Origin of the sequence: Faecalicatena contorta (genome assembly GCF_022835095.1) — a bacterium.
In the GTDB taxonomy this organism is placed as follows: Bacteria; Bacillota; Clostridia; order Lachnospirales; family Lachnospiraceae; genus Faecalicatena; species Faecalicatena contorta.
On the sequence record NZ_BQNQ01000001.1, the window covers coordinates 1876640 to 1897501 of the forward strand.

General features: G+C 48.6%; 22 protein-coding genes and 1 pseudogene. 21 read left to right on the forward strand and 2 right to left on the reverse strand.

The annotated features are described in order from the left end of the window. The first annotated feature begins 33 nt into the window (after nucleotides 1–33). From MWG26_RS08390 to MWG26_RS08465, 16 genes and pseudogenes are all read left to right on the forward strand, one after another. Nucleotides 34–420, forward strand: a complete 387-nt coding sequence (locus MWG26_RS08390) for a PrgI family protein (RefSeq protein WP_003500106.1) — start codon at nucleotides 34–36, stop codon at nucleotides 418–420. Next, complete coding sequence (locus tag MWG26_RS08395) at nucleotides 338–2767, forward strand: VirB4-like conjugal transfer ATPase, CD1110 family (RefSeq protein WP_370672134.1); 2430 nt, start codon at nucleotides 338–340, stop codon at nucleotides 2765–2767. The genes MWG26_RS08390 and MWG26_RS08395 overlap by 83 nt, the downstream gene beginning before the upstream one ends. A gap of 279 nt (nucleotides 2768–3046) precedes the next feature. Further along, on the forward strand, nucleotides 3047–4714 hold the full coding sequence (locus tag MWG26_RS08400; protein WP_117440918.1) for a C40 family peptidase: 1668 nt from the start codon (nucleotides 3047–3049) through the stop codon (nucleotides 4712–4714). 22 nt (nucleotides 4715–4736) lie between these two features. Next, nucleotides 4737–5003 carry a DUF4315 family protein gene (locus MWG26_RS08405; protein ID WP_005927622.1) on the forward strand — a complete coding sequence of 89 codons (267 nt, stop codon included), beginning with the start codon at nucleotides 4737–4739 and terminating at the stop codon, nucleotides 5001–5003. Next, nucleotides 4990–5637 carry a DUF4366 domain-containing protein gene (locus MWG26_RS08410; protein ID WP_032521002.1) on the forward strand — a complete coding sequence of 216 codons (648 nt, stop codon included), beginning with the start codon at nucleotides 4990–4992 and terminating at the stop codon, nucleotides 5635–5637. Before MWG26_RS08405 ends, MWG26_RS08410 begins: the two co-directional genes overlap by 14 nt. A gap of 2 nt (nucleotides 5638–5639) precedes the next feature. Next, entirely contained in the window at nucleotides 5640–5831 is a 192-nt protein-coding gene (locus tag MWG26_RS08415; protein ID WP_318272949.1) for a hypothetical protein, read from the forward strand. Further along, nucleotides 5832–6233, forward strand: coding sequence for a cysteine-rich VLP domain-containing protein (locus MWG26_RS08420; protein WP_117440917.1), 402 nt, complete (start codon nucleotides 5832–5834; stop codon nucleotides 6231–6233). 132 nt (nucleotides 6234–6365) lie between these two features. After that, a complete protein-coding gene (locus tag MWG26_RS08425) occupies nucleotides 6366–6956 on the forward strand; it encodes a defense against restriction DarA-related protein (protein WP_240285670.1) in 591 nt (196 codons plus the stop codon). A 12-nt stretch (nucleotides 6957–6968) separates the two neighbouring features. Next, nucleotides 6969–7151 (forward strand): DUF4316 domain-containing protein, encoded by a 183-nt coding sequence (locus MWG26_RS08430; protein ID WP_003500078.1) that lies wholly within the window; start codon nucleotides 6969–6971, stop codon nucleotides 7149–7151. Then, complete coding sequence (locus tag MWG26_RS08435; protein WP_012741672.1) at nucleotides 7151–7492, forward strand: plasmid mobilization protein; 342 nt, start codon at nucleotides 7151–7153, stop codon at nucleotides 7490–7492. Before MWG26_RS08430 ends, MWG26_RS08435 begins: the two co-directional genes overlap by 1 nt. Nucleotides 7493–7638: 146 nt before the next feature. Further along, nucleotides 7639–8316: a hypothetical protein gene (locus MWG26_RS08440; RefSeq protein ID WP_117440915.1), complete on the forward strand. Its 678-nt coding sequence runs from the start codon at nucleotides 7639–7641 to the stop codon at nucleotides 8314–8316. Continuing rightward, nucleotides 8316–9257, forward strand: coding sequence for a PD-(D/E)XK nuclease domain-containing protein (locus MWG26_RS08445; protein WP_117440914.1), 942 nt, complete (start codon nucleotides 8316–8318; stop codon nucleotides 9255–9257). The genes MWG26_RS08440 and MWG26_RS08445 overlap by 1 nt, the downstream gene beginning before the upstream one ends. A gap of 14 nt (nucleotides 9258–9271) precedes the next feature. Next, complete coding sequence (locus MWG26_RS08450; protein WP_023042377.1) at nucleotides 9272–10405, forward strand: hypothetical protein; 1134 nt, start codon at nucleotides 9272–9274, stop codon at nucleotides 10403–10405. Nucleotides 10406–10550: 145 nt separating this feature from the next. Further along, nucleotides 10551–10844, forward strand: coding sequence for a CD1845 family protein (locus MWG26_RS08455; RefSeq protein WP_240285671.1), 294 nt, complete (start codon nucleotides 10551–10553; stop codon nucleotides 10842–10844). Nucleotides 10845–10923: 79 nt separating this feature from the next. Further along, nucleotides 10924–12339 carry a relaxase/mobilization nuclease domain-containing protein gene (locus MWG26_RS08460; RefSeq protein ID WP_117440912.1) on the forward strand — a complete coding sequence of 472 codons (1416 nt, stop codon included), beginning with the start codon at nucleotides 10924–10926 and terminating at the stop codon, nucleotides 12337–12339. A 198-nt stretch (nucleotides 12340–12537) separates the two neighbouring features. Next, nucleotides 12538–12791 (forward strand): annotated as a pseudogene (locus tag MWG26_RS08465) (TnpV protein); the annotation flags it as partial. Between the two features lie 72 nt (nucleotides 12792–12863). Here MWG26_RS08465 and MWG26_RS08470 read toward each other — a convergent pair. Continuing rightward, nucleotides 12864–14588 carry an ABC transporter ATP-binding protein gene (locus MWG26_RS08470; protein WP_003500071.1) on the reverse strand — a complete coding sequence of 575 codons (1725 nt, stop codon included), beginning with the start codon at nucleotides 14586–14588 and terminating at the stop codon, nucleotides 12864–12866. Next, entirely contained in the window at nucleotides 14581–16350 is a 1770-nt protein-coding gene (locus MWG26_RS08475; RefSeq protein WP_003509372.1) for an ABC transporter ATP-binding protein, read from the reverse strand. The genes MWG26_RS08470 and MWG26_RS08475 overlap by 8 nt, the downstream gene beginning before the upstream one ends. 126 nt (nucleotides 16351–16476) lie before the next feature. On the opposite strand from MWG26_RS08475, the gene MWG26_RS08480 reads away from it, so the two are divergent. From MWG26_RS08480 to MWG26_RS08500, 5 genes are all read left to right on the forward strand, one after another. After that, on the forward strand, nucleotides 16477–17094 hold the full coding sequence (locus MWG26_RS08480) for a TetR/AcrR family transcriptional regulator (RefSeq protein WP_003500068.1): 618 nt from the start codon (nucleotides 16477–16479) through the stop codon (nucleotides 17092–17094). A 136-nt stretch (nucleotides 17095–17230) separates the two neighbouring features. Beyond that, the gene (locus tag MWG26_RS08485) at nucleotides 17231–17818 is read left to right on the forward strand and encodes an MptD family putative ECF transporter S component (protein ID WP_117440911.1); all 588 of its coding nucleotides are present in this window, start codon (nucleotides 17231–17233) and stop codon (nucleotides 17816–17818) included. Beyond that, nucleotides 17818–18549, forward strand: coding sequence for an energy-coupling factor transporter transmembrane component T (locus MWG26_RS08490; protein WP_117440910.1), 732 nt, complete (start codon nucleotides 17818–17820; stop codon nucleotides 18547–18549). The genes MWG26_RS08485 and MWG26_RS08490 overlap by 1 nt, the downstream gene beginning before the upstream one ends. Nucleotides 18550–18561: 12 nt before the next feature. Next, a complete protein-coding gene (locus MWG26_RS08495; protein ID WP_117440909.1) occupies nucleotides 18562–20064 on the forward strand; it encodes an ABC transporter ATP-binding protein in 1503 nt (500 codons plus the stop codon). Further along, entirely contained in the window at nucleotides 20054–20437 is a 384-nt protein-coding gene (locus MWG26_RS08500; protein ID WP_117440908.1) for a metal-dependent transcriptional regulator, read from the forward strand. The genes MWG26_RS08495 and MWG26_RS08500 overlap by 11 nt, the downstream gene beginning before the upstream one ends. Nucleotides 20438–20862 lie beyond the last annotated feature (425 nt).

The window sequence follows — 20862 nt, forward strand, 5'->3', positions numbered from 1 at the left end:
GCTGGCCCGAAGCGGCAAAGGAGGTGTAACGAAATGGCCTATGTGCCAGTACCCAAAGACCTTTCCAAAATCAAGACAAAGCTGGCCTTCAACCTAACGAAGCGCCAGCTTGTTTGTTTTTCCAGCGCGGCGGCGGTGGGCCTCCCGGCTTACCTGTTTTCCCGTGGCAGTATCGGGAACAGTGCCGCCATGTTCCTGATGATCGGCCTCATGCTCCCGTTCTTCTTTCTGGCTATGTATGAACGAGACGGTCTGCCGCTGGAAAAGGTGCTGAAAAACATCATCCGCACCCGGTTCCTCTATCCCCGTGTGCGGCCTTACAAAACCGAAAACTTCTATGCGCTGCTTAGCGCCAGAAAGGAGGCGCAGCCGATTGCGAAACAGCAGAAGGGCCGGAAAGCCCGCAGGCAGAAAGCCTGAAAAGCAGGGCCTTACCGGCCTGTTCACGAAAGGAAAGAACATTCCCACCACCGCCCAGCAGACCCTCCCTTACCGGGAAATGTACCGGGACGGGGTGTGCCGGGTAGCGGACCGCTATTACACCAAAACCATTGAATACGAGGACATCAACTACCAGCTCGCACAGTCCGAAGATCAGGCAGCCATCTTTGACGGGTGGAGCGCCTGCCTCAACTACTTTGACAGCAGCCTTCCGTTCCAGCTTTCCTTCCTCAACCACCGGAGCCGCCCGGGCAGCCGGTACAGCGTGAACATCCCCATGCAGGACGATGATTACAACAGCGTCCGGTGTGAGTATGTGGAAATGCTGGAAAACCAGATCGCCAAAAGCAACAACGGCATTGTCCGCACAAAGCTCCTGACCTTCGGCGTGAATGTGGACGACCTTTCCACCGCCAGGGCAAGGCTGGAACGTGTAGAGGCGGACATTTGCGGGAACTTCAAAAAGCTGGGCGTCAAGTGCCGTTCCCTTTCGGGGCTGGAACGGCTGGAGCTTCTTCACGGGCAACTCCACCCCGGCAGCGGCTCCCCCTTCCGGTTTTCATGGGATATGATCCCCAAAACCGGGCTTTCCACCAAAGACTTTATCGCCCCGGACAGTTTCGATTTTCGTTTCAGCCGTCTGTTCCGGGTGGGGACGACTTGGGGCGCTGCCTCCTACTTGCAGATTTTGGCCTCAGAGCTCTCGGACAAGCTGCTGGCGGAGCTTTTGGAAATGGATGCGGAAATGACCATCACTCTCCATATCCAAACCGTCGATCAGGCCGCCGCCGTAAAATCTATCAAGGCCAAAGTCTCCGACATTGACAAGATGAAGGTGGAGGAACAAAAGAAGGCAGCTCGGTCAGGGTACGACATGGACATACTTCCGCCCGACCTTGTAACGTACAGCAACGACGCAAAGACCCTTCTGGAAGATTTACAGAGCCGGAATGAAAGAATGTTCCTGCTGACCTTCCTTGTGGTAAACATGGCCCCGACCCGCCGGGAGCTGGACAATGACCTGTTCACGGTGTCGGGTATCGTCCAGAAATACAACTGCACCTTGAAGCGGCTGGACTTCCAGCAGGAGGACGGTTTTCTTTCCAGCCTTCCGCTGGGTCATAACGGCATTGAGATCAAGCGCGGCATGACGACCAGCTCCACGGCCATTTTCGTTCCCTTTATGACGCAGGAGCTCCGCATGGATGGCGAAGCCGTCTATTACGGGCTCAACGCACTTTCCCATAACGTCATCATGGCAAACCGGAAAAAGCTCAAAAACCCCAACGGCCTGTTCCTCGGCGTGCCGGGCTCCGGCAAATCCTTTGCCGCAAAGCGGGAGCTTGTGAACGTGTTCCTTGCCACCCGTGACCGGATCATTGTGGTTGACCCGATGGGCGAATATTCGCCCCTTATCAAGCGGCTGGGCGGTCAGGTCATCGAGATCGCCCCGGACAGCCCCCACCACATCAATCCGATGGACATTGATTTGAGCTTCGACGAGGAAAACCCGATGGCGCTGAAAGCCGACTTTATCCTGTCACTGATGGAGCTGATCGTCGGCGGCAAGGACGGCTTGCAGCCGGTGGAGCGTACCGTCATTGACCGCTGTGTGCGCCAGATGTACCGGGAACACTTGCAGGACCCGGAAACAAGCAAAATGCCGACCCTCCAAACCCTGTATGACCTGCTCTGTTCCCAGCCGGAGGGCGAGGCGGTGCGGCTGGCAACGGCCCTTGAAATTTATGTGTCGGGTTCCCTTAACGTGTTCAACCATGAAACCAATGTGGACCTGAACCGCCGTCTGGTATGCCTTGACTTGAAAAAGCTGGGGGCCGGGCTTCGGACGATTGCCATGCTCATTATGCAGGACTTGGTAAACTCGCAGGTGTCTATGAATTTCCTGCGTGGTATCGCTACATGGTGCTACTTCGACGAGTTCCATGTGCTGCTCCGTGACCGGCTGACGGCAAGCTACTGTGTGGCGATCTGGAAAATGCTGCGAAAAAAAGGGTGCGTTCCCAGTGCTTTAACGCAGAACGTAAAGGATTTTCTGGCAAGCCCGGAGATTGAGAACATCTTTGAAAACTCGGACTTCCTTGTGCTGCTCTCGCAGGCACAGGGGGACCGGCAGATTTTAGCCAAACAGCTTGGGATCAGCCCCCACCAGCTTTCCTATGTGACCCATACCAATTCCGGCGAAGGGCTGCTGTTCTTCGGGAACACCACCATCCCGTTTGTTGACCGCTTCCCGCAGAACACAGAGCTGTACGCCATTATGACCACCCGCCCGGAGGACAAAAAACAGGAAATGAACCGGGCATAACACACTTCGGGCCATGATGGCCCGAGGTTTGGAAAGGAGGGATACATCATCGGAAAGAAACCGGACAAACGGAATTTTCAAAGGTCGGGGCCGACGGAGGATACCGGGGGCAATCGCCCCGGACCGGCTGAACGGGAAAGACCTTCCCCCGCACCATCCCGACGTCTGCGGTTTGAGGACGAGGATACCGGGCAGGACAGTCCTTCGGGCCACGATGGCCCGAAGTCCAAAAGCGGCAAGTTTCAAGAGGACAGCCGGAAAGCCCGCCCTTCTGACCGCATGAGGCAGGAGGATGACAAGGGCGGTCCGCAGGATACCGGAAAGGCGCAGGAGCCGGAAGGCCCCGCCGAGAAGGCCGGGAGCAAAAAGGACAAGTACCAGAAGGCGCAGGCCAAAGCGGAGCGCGCCGGGGAAAAGCTGGGAAAGGCCCGGGAGAAGCTGGATAAGGTCGAGGCGAAACGGGCGGCGCAGAAGCCACCGGGGCTTGCAAAGAAAGCTGTCCGGGGAGCCCGCACCGAGGCATGGTTTTATCTCCACAACAAAATCAACGAAGTCGAACATGAAAATGTGGGCGTGGAAGGAGCGCATAAATCCGAGCTGACCGCCGAGGCCGGGACCCGGAAACTGGCCCGGTATGCCAAACGGCGCTGGCAGGAACACCCGGCCCGGAAGGTGGCAAAGTGGGAACGGAAGGACATAAAAGCCCGGGCTAATATGGATTTTCAGAAGATGGCTTCCGATCACCCGGAGCTTGCCAGCAATCCGCTTTCCCGTGTGCAGCAGAAATGGAAACTGAAACGCCGGTATTCCAAAGAAGCAAAGGCGGCTGCAAAACAGGGCGCAAAGGCCGCAAGGAAAACCGCTGCCGCTTCGGGAACTGCGACCCGTCGGGCGGCGCAGTTTGTGACCCGTCATCCAGTGGCGGTGCTGGTCCTGCTCCTGCTGTTGCTGCTCTGTTTTCTTGTGTCGGCGGTAAGTTCCATTTTCCCCACGCTTGGCAGCGGCCTTGCCAATGCGTTATCCGGCACTTCCTACGCCTCGGAGGATACGGACCTGCTGGGCGTGGACGAGGACTACACGGCGCTGGAAAACGAGCTGGCGCAGACGGTAGCGAACATCGAAAGCACCCATCCCGGCTATGACGAGTACCGCTATTCCGTGGACGAGATCGGCCATAACCCCTATGAGCTGGCGTCCTATTTCTCTGCAAAGTACCATGTCTATTTCCGAGAACAAGTGCAGGACGAGCTGCGGGAGATTTTCGAGGCACAGTATGAACTGACCTTGACGGAGGAAGTCGAGATACGCTACCGCACCGAAACCAGCACCGACCCGGAGACCGGGGAAACCACCACCGAGGAAGTTCCCTATGAGTATTACATTCTCAATGTGACCCTCACAAACAAGACGCTGCCTGCCGTGATCCTACCGAGGCTTAACGAACAGCAGCGGGAAATCTACATCGTTATGCAGCAGCTCAAAGGCAACAAACCCTATCTGTGGGAAGGGATTTACAACGGCGGCGAAGATACTGGCCCCAGCTATGAGATACCCGGCGAGGCGCTGGATGACCCGGCTTTTGCGGCGCTCATGGAAGAAGCCACAAAGTACATCGGCTGGCCCTATGTGTGGGGCGGCTCCAGCCCGTCCACCTCCTTTGACTGTTCGGGCTTTGTCTGCTGGGTGTACACGGCCAGCGGCGTCCACAACCTGCCCCGTACCACGGCGCAGGGCATTTACAACCAGTGTGCTATCATTTCCCCCTCCGAGGCAAAGCCCGGCGATATTATCTTTTTCACGGGAACCTATGACAGCCCCGGCCCTGTGTCCCATGTGGGGATTTATGTGGGCGACGGGATGATGCTTCATTGTGGTTCGCCCATCCAATACGCAAACATCAATTCAAGCTACTGGCAGACACATTTCTATGCCTTCGGGCGTTTGTGAGCCAGAGGAAAGGAGTCCTTGCATGAACAAGATCGACAAGCTCGATAAGGAACTGGAAAAAGCCCGGGAGAAGGCTGCCGAGTGGCAGGCCAAAATCCGGGAGCTGGAAAAGCAGAAACAGGAGGAAGAAAACAGCCAGATCGTGCAGGCGGTGCGCTCCCTCAAATTGACGCCCGCCCAGCTTATGGCTTTTCTGAATGACCCCAAAAACAGCCTTACCGCTTCGGGTCATACTGACCCGAAGCCGGAGGCACCCGAAAAGGAGGACACAGCCCATGAAGAAAATTAAATACCGCAGGCTGGCGGCGATGGCTGCCAGCCTTTTGTGTTGCCTGATCTTTACAGTCCCGGCTTATGCACAGAGCAGCGAGCCGCAGCCGGAGACAGCTCCCTCCCCGGCAGAAACCGAAGCAGAGCCGGAAACCCAGAACCCCTTTACCCCGGACGGGACGGGAACCGTGGTGGACAACGCCACCGACGAGGATGGAAAGGAGTTCTACACCATCACCACCGCAGACGAGAGCGTGTTTTATCTGGTGATCGACAAACAGAAAACCAGCGAGAACGTCTATTTCCTCAATACCGTTACCACAGACGACCTTCTGCCTCTTGCCGAACAGGGTAAGGAACCGCCCAAAGAAGTGACCCCGGAGCCAGAGCCAAAGCCCACTGAACCGGTGGAGGAAGTACCGGAACCCGAGCCGGAGAAAAAGGACAGCCCCCTTCTCTCTCTGCTCCTGATTGGTGCGGTGGTGCTGGCCGGCGGTGGGATTGGTTACTATTTCAAGATTTACAAGCCGAAGCATGAGGCCCCGGATTTGGAAGATGATTACTGCGAATATGAGGACGGGGAGCTGGAGGAGATCGCAGAGGAACCCGAGGACGAAGATACCCCGCCGTGGGAGGAAGATACGGAGGAATGAGAATGAATTTTACAAGCAGCCCTTTTGAACGAATGATGAAGGAAGTACCGCACCCCGGCTGGGACAATGACAACCCTTGTAAGGGATGCCGTTACTACAAGGAGTGCAAAGGAAAGAAAAAACAGTGCCGGAAGAAGTTCCGGGCGCTGATCGTGGAGCCCCGCCCTTCGGGCCATCGTGGCCCGAAGTCTTAAATGGACGCCCGGGAGCTGACCCGTGACGAGAAGAAGAAAATCCGTTCTCTGGTCACGGGGATGTGTGCCAACTATGACAGGGAAAGCGGCCTGTGCCTTCCTCTGGACTGTGCCTGTTATATGCTGCACAAGTGCTGGACAGGGGCGTACTGCCGTTACTTCCGTGAGGCTGTCCTGCCCCTTGACCCGGAGCTTCAAGCGGCGCTGACAACGGAAGGCATCTCCCCGGAACTGCGGGCCTGTGCGGTCTGCGGAAAGGCGTTTTTGCCCGAGGGGCGTCAAGCCTACTGCTCCGACGTCTGCAAGGCCGAAGGAAACCGTCGGAAAAGCCGGGAACGCATGAGGAAAATGCGGGAGAAAAGGCCGGGCGGCTGTTACGATTTGCCGCCTCCAAAGGCTTGACATTCCGGGCTTTTTTGAGGGTGTTTCCGGGGTGGGAATATCTTATTACATTCCTCCCCGGTCTGCCCTCTTATTTCGTAACATCCAGCACTTCGGGTCATGTTGACCCGAGGCACAGAAAGGAGGGATCTCTTGGAGGCAGTACAAGGATATGTGATTCTGAAAGCTGCCACCTTTGAAACCGGACACGGCTTTGCACTGGGGCATAATCCGGGAGCGCCGAGCCCCTTTGTGACCTGGCAGTTTACCGAGGGGGAAAACGGCCATCGGGATTACTACTGGGGCCGCTATGGAACCAGTCAGGCGTGGGCGCAGAGGGACTTTGACCGCCGGGTGGACGACTATCAGCAGCTTTACCATGCGGTGGTCAAGCATACTGAGCTGGGACCGGAGGGCGTTTACCGCTATTATTCCACCCAGCGACCCGTGGACATAGGCACCTACCCGAAGCCGCCGGATAACCAGCCTCTTTCCATCGTCAACTACGATGATGACAGGCGGCGTCCTGTGGCAGACGGCAGGCTGATGGCATGGGGCGAACTGACCTACGCAAAGCCGCTGACCGAAAAGCAGATGGAGGATTATGAACTGAAACCAGCACCGGGCAATCCTGACCGGGTGCGCCCATCCATTACCGCCCGGCTCAAAGAAGGAACCAGAGGGCAGGCCCCCCCGAAGGAGCCCGGCCAGAAGCGGAGCCATAAAAACCATGAGGAACGATAAAGGAGGATCGCCATGCACGAAAAAGACAACTATCTGAAAACCGCCGAGCTCTCCACGGAGCAGAACTGCAACATGATCGACGGCGTACCCAACAATACGCCCATCCCACCCACGCCCCCGGAGCTGGACGCAAAGCCGCTGGACAAGGTAAAAGAGCCCAAAGAGCGCCGGAAAGGCCGGGAGCTGGAACGCTGATGGAGAACCGCAAGCGGAATGTCCATCTGCATGTCATGGTAACGCCGGACGAGCTGGCAGCCATCCATGAACGGATGGCTGAGGCGGGCATTTCCAACGCCGGCGCTTATGTACGGAAAATGGCTCTGAATGGGTATATCCTGCACATCGACCTTGCGCCCGTAAAAGAGCTGATCTCTCTGCAACGGCGCTGTTCTAACAATCTCAATCAGGTTGCCATACACGCACATACCTATGGCGTGTACCCGGAGGAAATCGACGGATTGAAGCGGGACTATGAAAAGCTGTGGGGCGAGGTGTCAAAGGTGCTGCGGGAGCTCTCCGAGCTGGTGGCAAAGTAAGACGAGGGCGGCAGGTTTTGCCTGTCGCCCTTCCTTTTTCATTTTGATGATAACTTTTGCCTACTATGACATTGATAACTTTTCTATATAGTCGTATAATTAAATTGATTGTAGATTCTGACAATATTTTTAAAGGGGGTAACTCGATGGCTTCCAGCAGTATTTTTATATATGAATTGCGTTCACCGGCAGAAATCAATGTAGAATCAATATATTCACGCTTGAAAGGTTATCCAGAAGATAAAAATACCTATTTTAATTTGGAAATGATTAGTGCCAATGAACTACTGGGCGAATATGTCATTGTCCAAAATGCTCAAGAATCTTATTATAACCCTGAGCAGAGAGTTTTTGAATATCGTATTGTTCCTAAAGCAAATGTTATTTCTTTCAGCATTACGGATGATTTTTTAGAAATTTGGGGAAACAAAACTTCGGCAAACAAATTAGTATTTGAGCTATCAAATTTGTTAGCACCTATTTCCATTAATAGTGTCGAAGTTACGATTGACACTCTATTAGAAAAATTGAAAGGTTATAAATTAAAAGTCTCTAAAGTCTGCTTTCAAGATTTTCTCTTTACGGAAGATATTGTTGGCAACTTTACTGTGGATCTTTCATCGTATGGAGATGCTTTTTCTATCCTACAGAAATATAATGATAAAATTTCAAGCATGACTATTATTCTTTACTGTGATAATAGTTCAATTAAACTCCGGATTACAGCAAAGGGGCGAGTTACCGTTTATAAGTCTCGTTCTTCGATGGACGATGAAGAAATATTGTTTCTCCATCAAATCTTGCTAAATGGAGGTGAACATTAATGGGCGAACTTAGTCAAAGAATTGGAAAAAAATTAGAGCACTATGGAAATTCTATTTTTGAGCATTTGGAATGGAAGATTTTAGCTCAAGATGTTCAAATTGATTGTATAAGAGCTGCACATAAAAATGCAAAATCTTCTGACAAAAAAACGCATGGTGTAGATATATTAGCAGGATATTATAATCCTTTCACTAAACGCCAAGAGGCTTTTATTATAGAATGCAAACATCGCGAATGGTCTAACTTTATTCCAAGTAATTTGTCATTATGGGTTGAGGAATTGTGTAATACTATTGAGTGTGCTTCAACATCTCCTGCCTTAACTACATATTTAGAAGAATATACTTTAATCGGTGGGATTTTATTATATAATTCGAGTGATAACATATACGAGATGAAACGTGCGTTAAAAAGCATTTCCCAAATTAAGGTTCCAAGACGTCGCCATCCTCTAATGATTTATCTTGCAGATAATAGTAGGCTTGAAAAATGGTGTTCTTTTAATGCTGAAATTGCGAAAATTAAGCAAAACAGTATTGAAAATAGCTTTGGCATTATATATCCATCCATTGGTGGTTCTACCTGGGATCGTTCACCTGTAGTCACGCCAACATATTTATTTTCCGACTACATCTTGGCATCCTATATTAAAAGTGTAACTAACCAAGGCATTACAACAAAGGTTGATATAAAGGCCCTGTTTTGTTTTGAGCATGTTACAGATGATTCTTTAAAGTATTTGCAGGATATGATTAATGAATTACAATTAGAATCGAGAAGTGATCGTTATCAAGAAGTTCATTTCTATTTTTATCCTGAAACAGAAAAAGACATAGATCACATTAAAGAATCTTTTTCAAAAATGTTCGCAGAGAAAGATACTTTTAAATATTATCTGATGGATAATCGTCGTTTATCAAGAATCTATTATGAGTCATAAGGGAGGCGAGAATAATGGCAGTTCAATCCTTTGTTAAGGGGGATGACCTTAAAAAATTAATAGACGATAAACTAATTAACGCTCAAAGTGTCAAATATGTTTTACGGCAAAAAGGTATCCTTCCCGTATGTACTAATTCAGAGGCTCTTTCTGACTTGATACACCATCATTTTTTTGGCTCTGCAACTATGACTCAGATGCAAGAGGTTATGAATTTTGAGCAAAACAACTTGAAGTCTACTGTTGTCATAATCTCTCCTAAAAGCGAACAGTCCAAAGAAGATTTTCTGACGAGTATAGCAGATGAATTTGTCAATAAAGGCCGTAGTTCGAATACTAAGTATACATTAAAAAACATTGCAAGAAATCAAACCAGCGTAACATTGCAGTACATATATAAAAAACCCCAAAGAGGCCGTATTAAAATTGCTGAAACGCGAACAGTGACTTTAGATGTTACCATTTCCCCGTTAGAAGATGATTCGCAGAAGTATAAAGTTAGCATACGGCACGAAGGAATGTCCGAATCAAAACAGTTTGTCACACTTCTGGATGAAATGATTCAAGAAGATAGTGAGCAGGCTGTATTTGGTCTTAAAAGAATAACTTTAGCAAGTCTTTTAAAGGCACACAAGGTAGATTTCTTTGATGATTTTGGCGCGTACACTCACAAAGAATGGAAACTAACAGACATTATTAATGTTACTGTAAACAAAGATGAAAAAAGCATTGATGATGAAAATGACGAGACTACATCAGGCGAAATTGATGCTTCTGAACCCACCGGACGCCTTTCGGGAATTAGTAGTGCGATTTTAAAAGGTGACGGGTTAAGAAATAATGATTTTGTAAAGGAATGTATGTCTCAAGGTTTTATTTTTTCAAGTATGAGTTACAAGTTATCGCACAAGACACTCCCGATAACAATAGTAATCGATGTGAATTTTAAGCAAACCGACTTGAAAATCAATATTGTAAAAACATACCAGCTTGAAGATGACGGTATAGAACGTTTGGCCCCTTTACCTGCAAGTGACCAGAGTTTGTATATCGATTATTTTCAAAATGTTGCTTATGCAGTTTACTCAAATCTCATTGAGAAACAAAAAACTGAACTGGTTAAGCAAACTATCAAACCAGAAAAATAGAATATGTTTAAAAACGGATGGTTTCATTAGACCATCCGTTTTTATTTGAAAATAGATTTAGGACAGGATTCACTAATCTTTCGCAACATTTATGTCCCCGGACAGGCATGGTAAAATGAAGATAGAAAAGATAAAGGAGGTTTTGATGATGAAGATACTGCTGAAAATATTGGTTGCGCCCTTCGCTCTGGCGCTGTCCCTTCTGACGGCTCTGCTGGTATTTCTGCTTGATATTTGCGCCTTCCTGCTGACGATTGCCTCCGTGATCCTGGCAGTGCTCGGTATCGTCCTCTTTTTCACGCCGACCCCCATCGGCGGGATTGTATTTCTGTTCCTCGCCTTCCTGCTTTCGCCGTATGGACTGCAAGCAGTGGCGGGCTCCCTTCTTTGGGCACTGGACGGAGGCAAATCCGCTCTGTACCGGTTTCTGGAAAGTTAAGCAGCCTCGGGCCATACTGGCCCGAAGTCGGGGCGGTCTGAATGGGCCGCCTCTTTCTTATGGAAAGGAGGGATGATTTTTGGCTACTACAACTTTGTTGCAGCGCCATGCGGGCGAAGGCGAAACGATTGCTGAGGCTATCCGGGATTGTCTGGACTATGGCAAGAACCCGGAAAAAACAGAAAGCGGAAAGTACATCTCCGCTTATGAATGTGATCCGGCCACCGTGGCGGACGAGTTCCTTTTGGCAAAGGCCAGCTATGCCGCCATGACGGGGCGGGAACAGAAAAAAGAAAATGATGTGCTGTGCTATCAGATACGGCAATCCTTCTATCCGGGCGAGGTTCCCCCGAAGGAGGCAAACCGTATCGGCTATGAACTGGCTATGCGCTGGACGAAGGGGCGGCACGCTTTTATCGTTACCACGCACACCGATAAGCAGCACATCCATTGTCACATTTATTACAACTCCACCACCCTTGACTGCACCCGGAAATTCCGAAACTTTTGGGGCTCCAGCTTCGCCCTTCGGCGGCTCTCTGACAGGCTGTGCCTTGAAAACGGGCTGTCCATTGTAGAGAACCCGAAGCCCCGGAGCAAGGGCAAGTATCGGAATTATGGAGAATGGCAGAAAGAACGAAAAGGGCCGCTTTCCTATCAGGACAGACTGCGCCTTGCCATTGATACTGCGCTGGCGGAACGCCCCGCTGATCTGGACGAATTTCTCAATCTGATGAAGCGGGCCGGATATGAGGTCAAGAAGGTTCGGGGCGGCGGTATCAGCTTCCGGCTGACCGGGCAGGGACAGGAACGCTTCACCCGTCTGCGCGCCTCCACGCTGGGGGACGGCTACGACTTGCAAGATGTTCTGGCCGCCATTGAGGGCAAAGAAAAACGCCCCGGGCACTTGGAGCGGAAAATCAGTCTGGCGGTGGATATTCAAGCGAAGCTGGCTGCCGGTAAGGGGCCGGGATATGAACGCTGGGCGAAGGTATTTAACATTAAGCAGATGGCTGCTGCCCTTGCCTATATACAGGACAATGGCCTGACCGATTATGAGCAGTTGGCACAGAAAGCCACCGAGGCAGCAGACCGTTTTCATGCCATTTCCGAGCAGATCAAGCAGACGGAACAGGCCATGAAAACCAATGCCGGGCTAAAGGCCGCAACGGTTCAGTATGCCAAAACCCGTCCGGTCTTTGAGCAGTATAAGGCGACGAAGTACAGCCGGAAATTCCTTGCGGAGCATGAGGCCGACCTTGAACTGTACCGGGCTGCACAAGCGGAAATGCGCTCTCTGCTGGGCGGGGCGAAGCTCCCTAAAATGGATGTGCTGAAGGAAGAAGGCCGTAAGCTCACAGCAAAGAAAAAACAGCTCTATGGAGAATATCAAAAGGCACGACGGGATATGCAGGAGATCGTCACAATCAAGGCGAACATTGACACTCTGATGGGCTACACCGATCCGGGAAGAAATCAGGAAAAGGAGCGTTAAGGTTATGAAAATAAGGAGCAAAGCGACGCTGACACTTCGGGCCATGTTGGCCCGAAGATACGGGTTTGGGGCGAGCCCCAACAAGCCGCCTTTGTGCCACTTGTGGCCACAGAGGCATTGCTTGCCACTTAGCGACAACCAATAATTGGGGCTTCTAAGGTATATCTGAAAATCCCCAGCACTGTCTTATTTATATAAAAGCAATACTACTTGAAGGAACATCGTCCGATCTTTGTAGCAGCCTGATTTTGGGCGAAAAGCTGTACCCGCACCTGTTGGAGATTGACCGGGCGGCGCGGGAGCGGATGGATGCCATGCTGCCCCGGATGATGGAGGCGGCGGGCGTCACCGAGGAACTGAAAGCCCGTGACCCCATGCGCTGGGTGGGGCTGATGAACACGCTGAAAGCGCAGGCGGAGGAAATCGTTTTTCAGGAATTGATCTACGGATAAGTATAGTATAAAAGAGGCCGGAATTTGCCGCCACAGGGCGATAAATCCCGGCCTTTATATCATGCTATGTAATTAAAGCTGCCATCCAGCGGATGCGAGTTTGAGGTTTAGGAAATTTCTATAAATTCCCTCTTGTGAAATCAAAGACTGGTGAGTTCCCTGTTGAGCAATTCTACCCTGATCTATTACAATGATTTGATCTGCGTTTTCCACTGTACTCAAACGATGGGCAATCGAAATTAAGGTTTTATTTTTCGTCAGTTCTGAAATCGCAGATAAAAGTGCCTGCTCATTTTCCGGATCAACGCTGGAAGTGGCCTCATCCAAAATAATAATAGGTGCATCTTTAAGAATCGCTCTGGCAATAGAAATTCGTTGCTTCTCTCCGCCGGAAAGTGTAGAGCCTCCCTCGCCGATGATTGTATTGTACCCATCTGGCAACGCTGAAATAAAATCATGGCAGCAAGCACGTTTTGCGGCAGCTTCTACTTCCTCGTGGGTAGCATCAGGCTTTCCAAATTTGATGTTGTTTTCAATAGAATCGTGGAAAAGATATACATTCTGAAAGACCATGCTGATATGCTCCAAAATACTATCCGCAGTATAGTTTTTTACATCCTTTCCGCCAATTCGTACAGCGCCATCCTGCACATCCCAAAACCGGGCAATTAAATTACACAAAGTTGTTTTTCCACTTCCAGATGGGCCAACAATAGCACAGGTAGTATGTTCTGGAATGTTCAGAGAGATGTCATGGATGACCTGCCGCTTGTCATAGCCAAATGATACATGATCCAGTGTTATATCGTAGTGGGAAGTTTCTAATTTGTCTGTGCTGGTGTCCATTTGAGGTATATTGGTGACTTCTTCTAACCGATCCAGTTCTGTATTGATTTTCTTGCTCAAAAAGGCGCTGTTTCCCATTGTTTCTAAGTCAGAGTACACAGTAAATGCGCAAAACAGGAAAGTCAAGCAGTAGGGCAAACTTATTTTTCCAGCCATAAAAAGCAAACCCGCCGCAGCAATCAGTACACAGCTCATGAGCTTATAGACCAGAATATAAAAACGGAGAACCCCGGCCGTAGCCTTTTCCTGCCCATAATCTGCATCCCACTTTTTTTGAAATGCGCTGCGTACTTCTCGTTGTCCTTCCTCACCTTTGGAGAAAGACCGTAGAACAGAAATCCCTCGGATATATTCCATTGTTTTGCTCACCAGGTTTTCCTGTGCTTCTTGATAAATAGGAGCATATTGCGCGGCTCTACTGCGGACCCAACGAAGAACAAGTAAACCTAATAATAGTCCAATCAAACTTAAAATGGCAATGATAGGGTTGAAAAAGAACATCATAATTGACATGAGAGCTGCCATAGCAACACCGCTTGTCATCTGCTCGATTGCAAGCATGGAGTAACCCTCTAAATCAGCAATCGTCGTAGTAAGTATTGTCTGAATAGTTCCTAAATTTTGCTCTGAAAAGTAGCCCATAGGAGCCTGTTTCAATTTTTCTCCTATTTCCAGACGATAATCACGGAAAATATCATATCCCGTTCCACTCATGGTACGGTCATACATCCATTGGAAGAAAAAGCGTCCGATAACACTTCCTAATACAACACCAAAGGCTTGTAGAATAATAGTAGGTGTAAGATTTTCTAAATGTAATAAAATCCAAAAAACACCGAACATCATAAAACCATTGAAAAAGGATTTGAGAATATTAAATGTGATGCCAACGATGATTTTCTGTCGGCTTCTACCCGCAATCTTAAAAATCCGGCGTATCATTTCAAGCATGGTTTTCCACTCCTCCTTTCAAGTCTGCTTCTTCTATGGTTCCGGCATAATCTTGCCACATCTTTTGATAGATGGGGCATTCCCGGAGAAGTTCTTCTTGTGTCCCACGGCCTGCAATATTTCCGTTTGCCACAACCAGAATTTGATCGGCATTGCGAATCGTATTCAAACGGTGCGCTACAACAATCAATGTCTTTCCGGCCACTAATTTGCTGATTGCCTGTTGAATTAGCGCCTCATTTTCTGGATCAGCATAGGCAGTGGCCTCGTCTAAAATGACTACGGATGACGGTTTTAGCATGGCCCTCGCAATCGTAATACGTTGGCGCTCCCCGCCAGAAAGTCGGTCTCCGGCATCACCGGCCAGTGTGTCATATCCCTGCTCTAACTGCATAATAAAGTCATGACAGTTAGCAGCTTTTGCGGCATCTTCTACTTCTTCATCTGTTGCTGCCGGATTACCCATGCGGATATTTTCCCGAATGGATTTGTCGAATAGGAAATTGTCTTGTGCCACATAACTGATTTCACCCATCAACTGCTCAAAAGGGATTTGACGAATATCCTGGCCGCCGAAACGCACAGAGCCAGAAGTCACATCCCAAAAACCAGCCATCAGTTTTGCAATCGTGGATTTACCAGAACCGGAAGGCCCAACAATAGCCGTCATAGTGCCGGGTCTGGTTTGAAAAGAAATACCGTGGAGAACTTCGGTTTCTTTATAGCCGAAATGTACGTCCTCAAATTGGTAAGTACGTTCTCCCAAAGATACAGGTTCAGAGGGTCGGACAAGTTCCGGGGTTTTTAGGAAAGCGGTTACTTGCTCCAAATTACCTTTTATCATGCTGACTTGCTCCATCGCCTCGGACACTTTCATCAATGGAGCAACGAACCCCAGCGGAACTACTAAAGATATTAAAAATACGGGAAGTGAAAGCGTTCCTTCCATGTAAAGCCATGCGCCTACTGGCAATGTACCCAAAAGAGTAGAAGGCAGGACAGCTCGTGCCGCTGCATTCCAAAACCAGCATTGACTCCACCACTCCATTGTAGAATCGTGAAAATAGTTGACAGACTTTGAGTATTTTCCATAAGAGGATGCAGAACGGTTAAACGCTTTAATGACTTGAATGCCGCTGACATATTCTACTAAGGAGCTGTTCATATCATTGGCAGAGCGCATATAGTTTTCCATTCGAGGGCCATAACCGCGCATCATAGCAGCGAAAAAGAGAATACCCAGTGGAATTGTGATTAGGGATGCAAGCCCCATGCGCCAGTCCAGAATGAAAATCAGGAGAATACTGCACAACGGCGCTGCAATATTCGATGGCAGCTCTGGCATAAAATGAGCCATAGAATCCTCTAACTTTGCAACATTATCTACAATTAGGTTTTTGAAAGTTCCCGTAGGCGTTTCCAGCATAACGCCCATTGGGACTTTTGCCATCCGATCTGTAATTGCTTCACGGATATTTTTCAAAATTGTGAAGGAAATTTTGTGGGACATAAGAGAAGATCGCCATGTGAGAAGCATTTTTATAAGCTGACATATGGCGGCTATTCCACTAAAGAACAAAACACGCTGTATGGTGGCTGTACCGCGGTAGAGTTCATCCGCCAACAGCGCCACCATTAGGAATGGTACGATACCAAACATTTCCCCTAACACAGCAAGAAGAATGGAAATACGCATTTTGCTGTTTCTCTCGCCCACAAAAGCAAAGAGTTGGCGGATTGCACCCGGTTCTTTATTTGGCATAAGAAAGCCTCCTTTCGAGCAACTGAAAATACAAGGAGGGTATTGCATTTTCGATGGCATCGTGATATAATCTGAATTACGGTGTAATATTACAGTGTAATTCAAGTATAGGATGGAGGGATGGAAATGTCAAGGGATTTTCAGCAGACCCATGAAAATCTTTTGGCCTGTGCAAAAAAGCATTTTCTGGAAAATGGTTTTGAACGTGCCAGTATTCGTGAAATCTGTAAGGCCGCCCATGTGACAAACGGGGCATTTTACAATCATTTCGAGGACAAAGAGGCTTTGTTCGGCGCACTTGTCGAACCAGTGGTTCAGGCGGTATCTGAGATGTATTCCGATTCTGTCATCAAGCATTTTGAATTAGCTCGGACGGATGAATTAAAGCAACTCTGGAAACTGTCGGAGGACACGATTCGCCAGATTATCGAATACATTTATGAACATTTTGATGTATTCAAACTGCTGCTGATGCAGTCTGCGGGGACAAAATATGCTTCTTTTCTGGATGATGTGGTGCGTTCCGATGTTCGGGAGACACAAAAGCTAATTGCGGAACTGAAGGAACGCGGAGTTCCCGTACATGATTTGGAGGATGACGAGTGGCATATGCTTGTTCATTCTTACTATTCATCTATCGCAGAAATTGTCTTGCACAATTATCCGAAAGATGCCGCGATAAAATATGCTCATACATTGGCCGCTTTTTTCAGTTCCGGGTGGCAAACTGTTTTGGGGATTTGATCCCCAAAATTTTTGATTGGCAGTTAGCGTAATCTAACTAACTGTGATAAAGGAAGGTGGTTTAATCTCTCATATTTAAAATGATTCTTGCTTCTTAATGTATCAATCGAAATTATATTGAAAGGACTTTTTGAAAATGGAAAACACAAATAAACTTACAGGCAAAGATCTTATCAATGTTGGTATTTATTCTGCAATGACTCTCGTCATTTTCTTTGTCGTTGGACTATTAACTGCGTTACCAGTAGTATATCCATTCCTTTTTGTGATTTGGCCGATTGTATGCGGTATCCCTATGATGCTGTATTACACAAAAATCAAGAAATTTGGAATGCTTACCATTACCGGCATCATTGGCGGTATCTTCTTCTATTTAATCGGCTATGGCTGGATCGGCCTGCTCGGCTGGGTGCTCGGCGGCATTCTAAGCGATGTTGTGCTCAAAATCGGCGGCTATCAGAAATTCAAAGTCACTGTTCTGAGCTATGCCTGCTTTTGCCTCGGTATCATGGGTTGCCCCGCCAATCTCTGGTTTGCCGGTGAAGCGTATTGGGAAAACATCCACACCTCCATGGGTGATCAGTACGCAAACACCTTGCAATCCCTGATGCCCTCCTGGATGATGTATGTGGGCTTTGCGCTGCTGTTTGTGGGCGGTATTCTGGGCGCGCTTCTGGGCCATAAAATGCTGAAAAAACACTTTGAGAGAGCGGGCATTGTGTAATGGAGCAGCTTCAAGCGGTTGTTGAAAACAGAACAGGCTTTTGCTTGGACCCACGAACCAAGCTGTTGCTGATGGCCGTTGTCGCTACCGCAGAATTTCTATATAGCCACACCGCGTTTATGATTGCGGTAGCCTTAATCCCATTTGTGTTGCTTTTAACGAACAGGCAATATAAAACGGCCATTGTCTTTTTCTGCTTATTTACAGCAGGACTGTTTGTGCAAGCAGTTCAAAACTCCATTCAATTTCCTATGGTTATCAACATGCTGGTGGTTCTGCTGGTGGGTTTAGTGCTGCGATTATTTCCTGCCTTTGTTATGGGCGCATATATCATCAAGTCTACTACGGCCAGCGAGTGCATTACTGCGCTGGGCCGAATGCACATTGGACGGCAGATCACAATACCGCTCTCTGTCCTGTTCCGTTTCATTCCCACTATGCAGGAAGAATCCGCCGCTATAAAGGATGCCATGCGGATGCGTGAGGTGCAATTTGGAACGAAAAAGTTTTGGCAGAATCCAGCCGCTCTCATTGAATACCGTTTTATCCCTTTGATGATTTCGGTAGTCAAGATTGGGGACGACCTCTCTGCGGCTGCCCTGACACGCGGATTGGATAATCCTGTCCGCCGAACCAACATTACCAAAGTCGGTTTTACCGGCTGGGACTTGATAACGGTGCTGATTGCCGGAACCGCGCTGATAATTACATACTTTTTTAGTCCGTGGTAAGGGGGTGCAAGAATGATAGAGTTAAAGGATGTTTCTTTCACTTATGAGAGTGGAGAAACGGAGAATAGCCTAAAACACATTGATCTCACAATCCATGACGGAGAAACAATTTTATTTTGTGGGGAATCGGGATGCGGCAAAACAACCTTGACCCGCTTGATTAACGGTCTGATTCCGCATTATTACACGGGCAAATTGGATGGGAAAGTGTTGCTGGACGGTAAGGAATTAAAAGACTACCCTCTGTACCAAATCGGACAGAGGGTGGGTTCGGTGTTTCAGAATCCGCGAACACAGTTTTACAACGTAGATACAACCAGCGAGATTGTGTTCGGGTGCGAGAATATGGGATTGCCGGTTCCTGAAATGACAAGGCGCCTTGAAGATACTACAAAGAGTTTGAAACTGGAAAAGCTGTTAAACCGAAGCCTGTTTGCATTGTCAGGTGGCGAAAAACAAAAAATTGCCTGTGCCTCGGCGGATGCGATCCATCCAGATATTTTCGTGTTGGATGAACCTTCCTCAAATTTGGACATTGCAACGATTGAAGATTTAATTCAAGTCATTCGCCATTGGCAATCCGAGCAAAAAACTATTTTGGTAGCGGAACATCGGCTTTATTATCTTGTTCCTTTAGCTGATCGCATTATCTACATGAAGCATGGAGAGATCAGCAAGGAATTTACAAGGCAGCAATTTCAATCATTGTCCCCCGAAACTTTACAGGGAATGGGGCTACGTGCCCTTGATCCATTCAACCTTCCACCGGAGGCCAAACCAAAAGCGAAACCGCCGACTTTACATATCAAGGAATTTCGGTTTTCTTATGATAAACACGGCCCTCTTATTGTGGACATTCCTGATTTGACGCTACCACAAGGAGAAATCATTGGAATTATTGGGAATAACGGCGCGGGAAAATCCACATTTGCTCGTTGCCTGTGTGGATTGGACAAACGGGCTTTGGGTGAGTTAGAACTTAATGGACATTCTTATCGTGCAAAGCAGCGGTGCCACATATCTTACATGGTTATGCAAGATGTAAACCACCAACTGTTTACCGAGGATGTGTTGGATGAATTGCTTCTTAGTATGGACGGTGAGGACGAAAAAGAAAATACAGAATGGGCAAACCAGATTTTATCCAGCCTTGATTTAGCAGCCAAAATCAAACTGCATCCCATGTCTTTATCTGGCGGGGAAAAGCAACGGGTAGCGATTGGAAGTGCTATCGCCTCAAACAAGGAAATCCTTGTTTTTGACGAACCGACCAGTGGCTTAGACTATTTCCATATGGTAGAGGTGTCTGATAATTTGAACCGCTTAAAAGACATGGGAAAAAGCCTATTCCTGATTACCCATGATCCTGAATTGATTTATAAGTGTTGTACTTATCTTCTGTTTATTCAAGAGAATAAGGTGCTATGGCATCGGCCAATGGATGATGAAGCAATCAAACTCTTACGGGCATTTTTCTCACATGAAAAAGGAGCAAATATAATCAATGCGTCTTAGCAAAACGCTTCATGCGTCCGGGGAGGACTACATGGAAACCATCCTTGTTCTCCAAAAGAAACTCGGTATGGTGCGCTCCGTAGATGTGGCCCGGCACATGGAGGTGTCAAAGCCCAGCGTGTGCCATGCAGTGTCTACCTTGCGGGACGGCGGTTTTCTCACGATGGACGAGGATCACTTTCTCCAACTGACCGATGTGGGCCGCGAGGTGGCTGAAAAAATCTATGAACGCCACTGCTTCTTTACCGAGCAGCTTATCGCCGCAGGCGTTGACCCCAAGACTGTGGAGGCCGACGCCTGCCGGCTTGAACACATCATCAGCGATGAGAGCTTTTCGCGGCTGAAAGAGGCAGCCGCACAAGAGCAAGAATAAACCGAATAAGCCAAGCGATCCTGCCCCGCCAGACGGGGAAAGAAAAAAACCGTTGCAGGGCAGGTAGCTTCGTGCGCCCAAAATGGATTTTCCGGGTACTGCGGCGGTTTTGAGTAACATCAAGGCCGCCGTTCCTTATGCCCTCGACAAAGGAGTGACGACTACACGCTGACACGGCGGCTTTAGGAGGGAACCGCCATGAAGCACATTGACCGCCGACAAATTCAGACGATATTTCACTACCGTCAAAAAAAGCCCAGTCAACGAACAGGCTCCGTCTGGTAGCCGGTGCGAAAATTGTCATTCTGTAAGTGAATATTGGAGTTTTTGCGCTCGAATAGCTTTCTGCTGTCCGGGCGCTTTTTTATATTTCCGAGTTTACTTCGGGTCGTGTTGGCCCGAGTTCATACCCCGGTGTCGCTCAC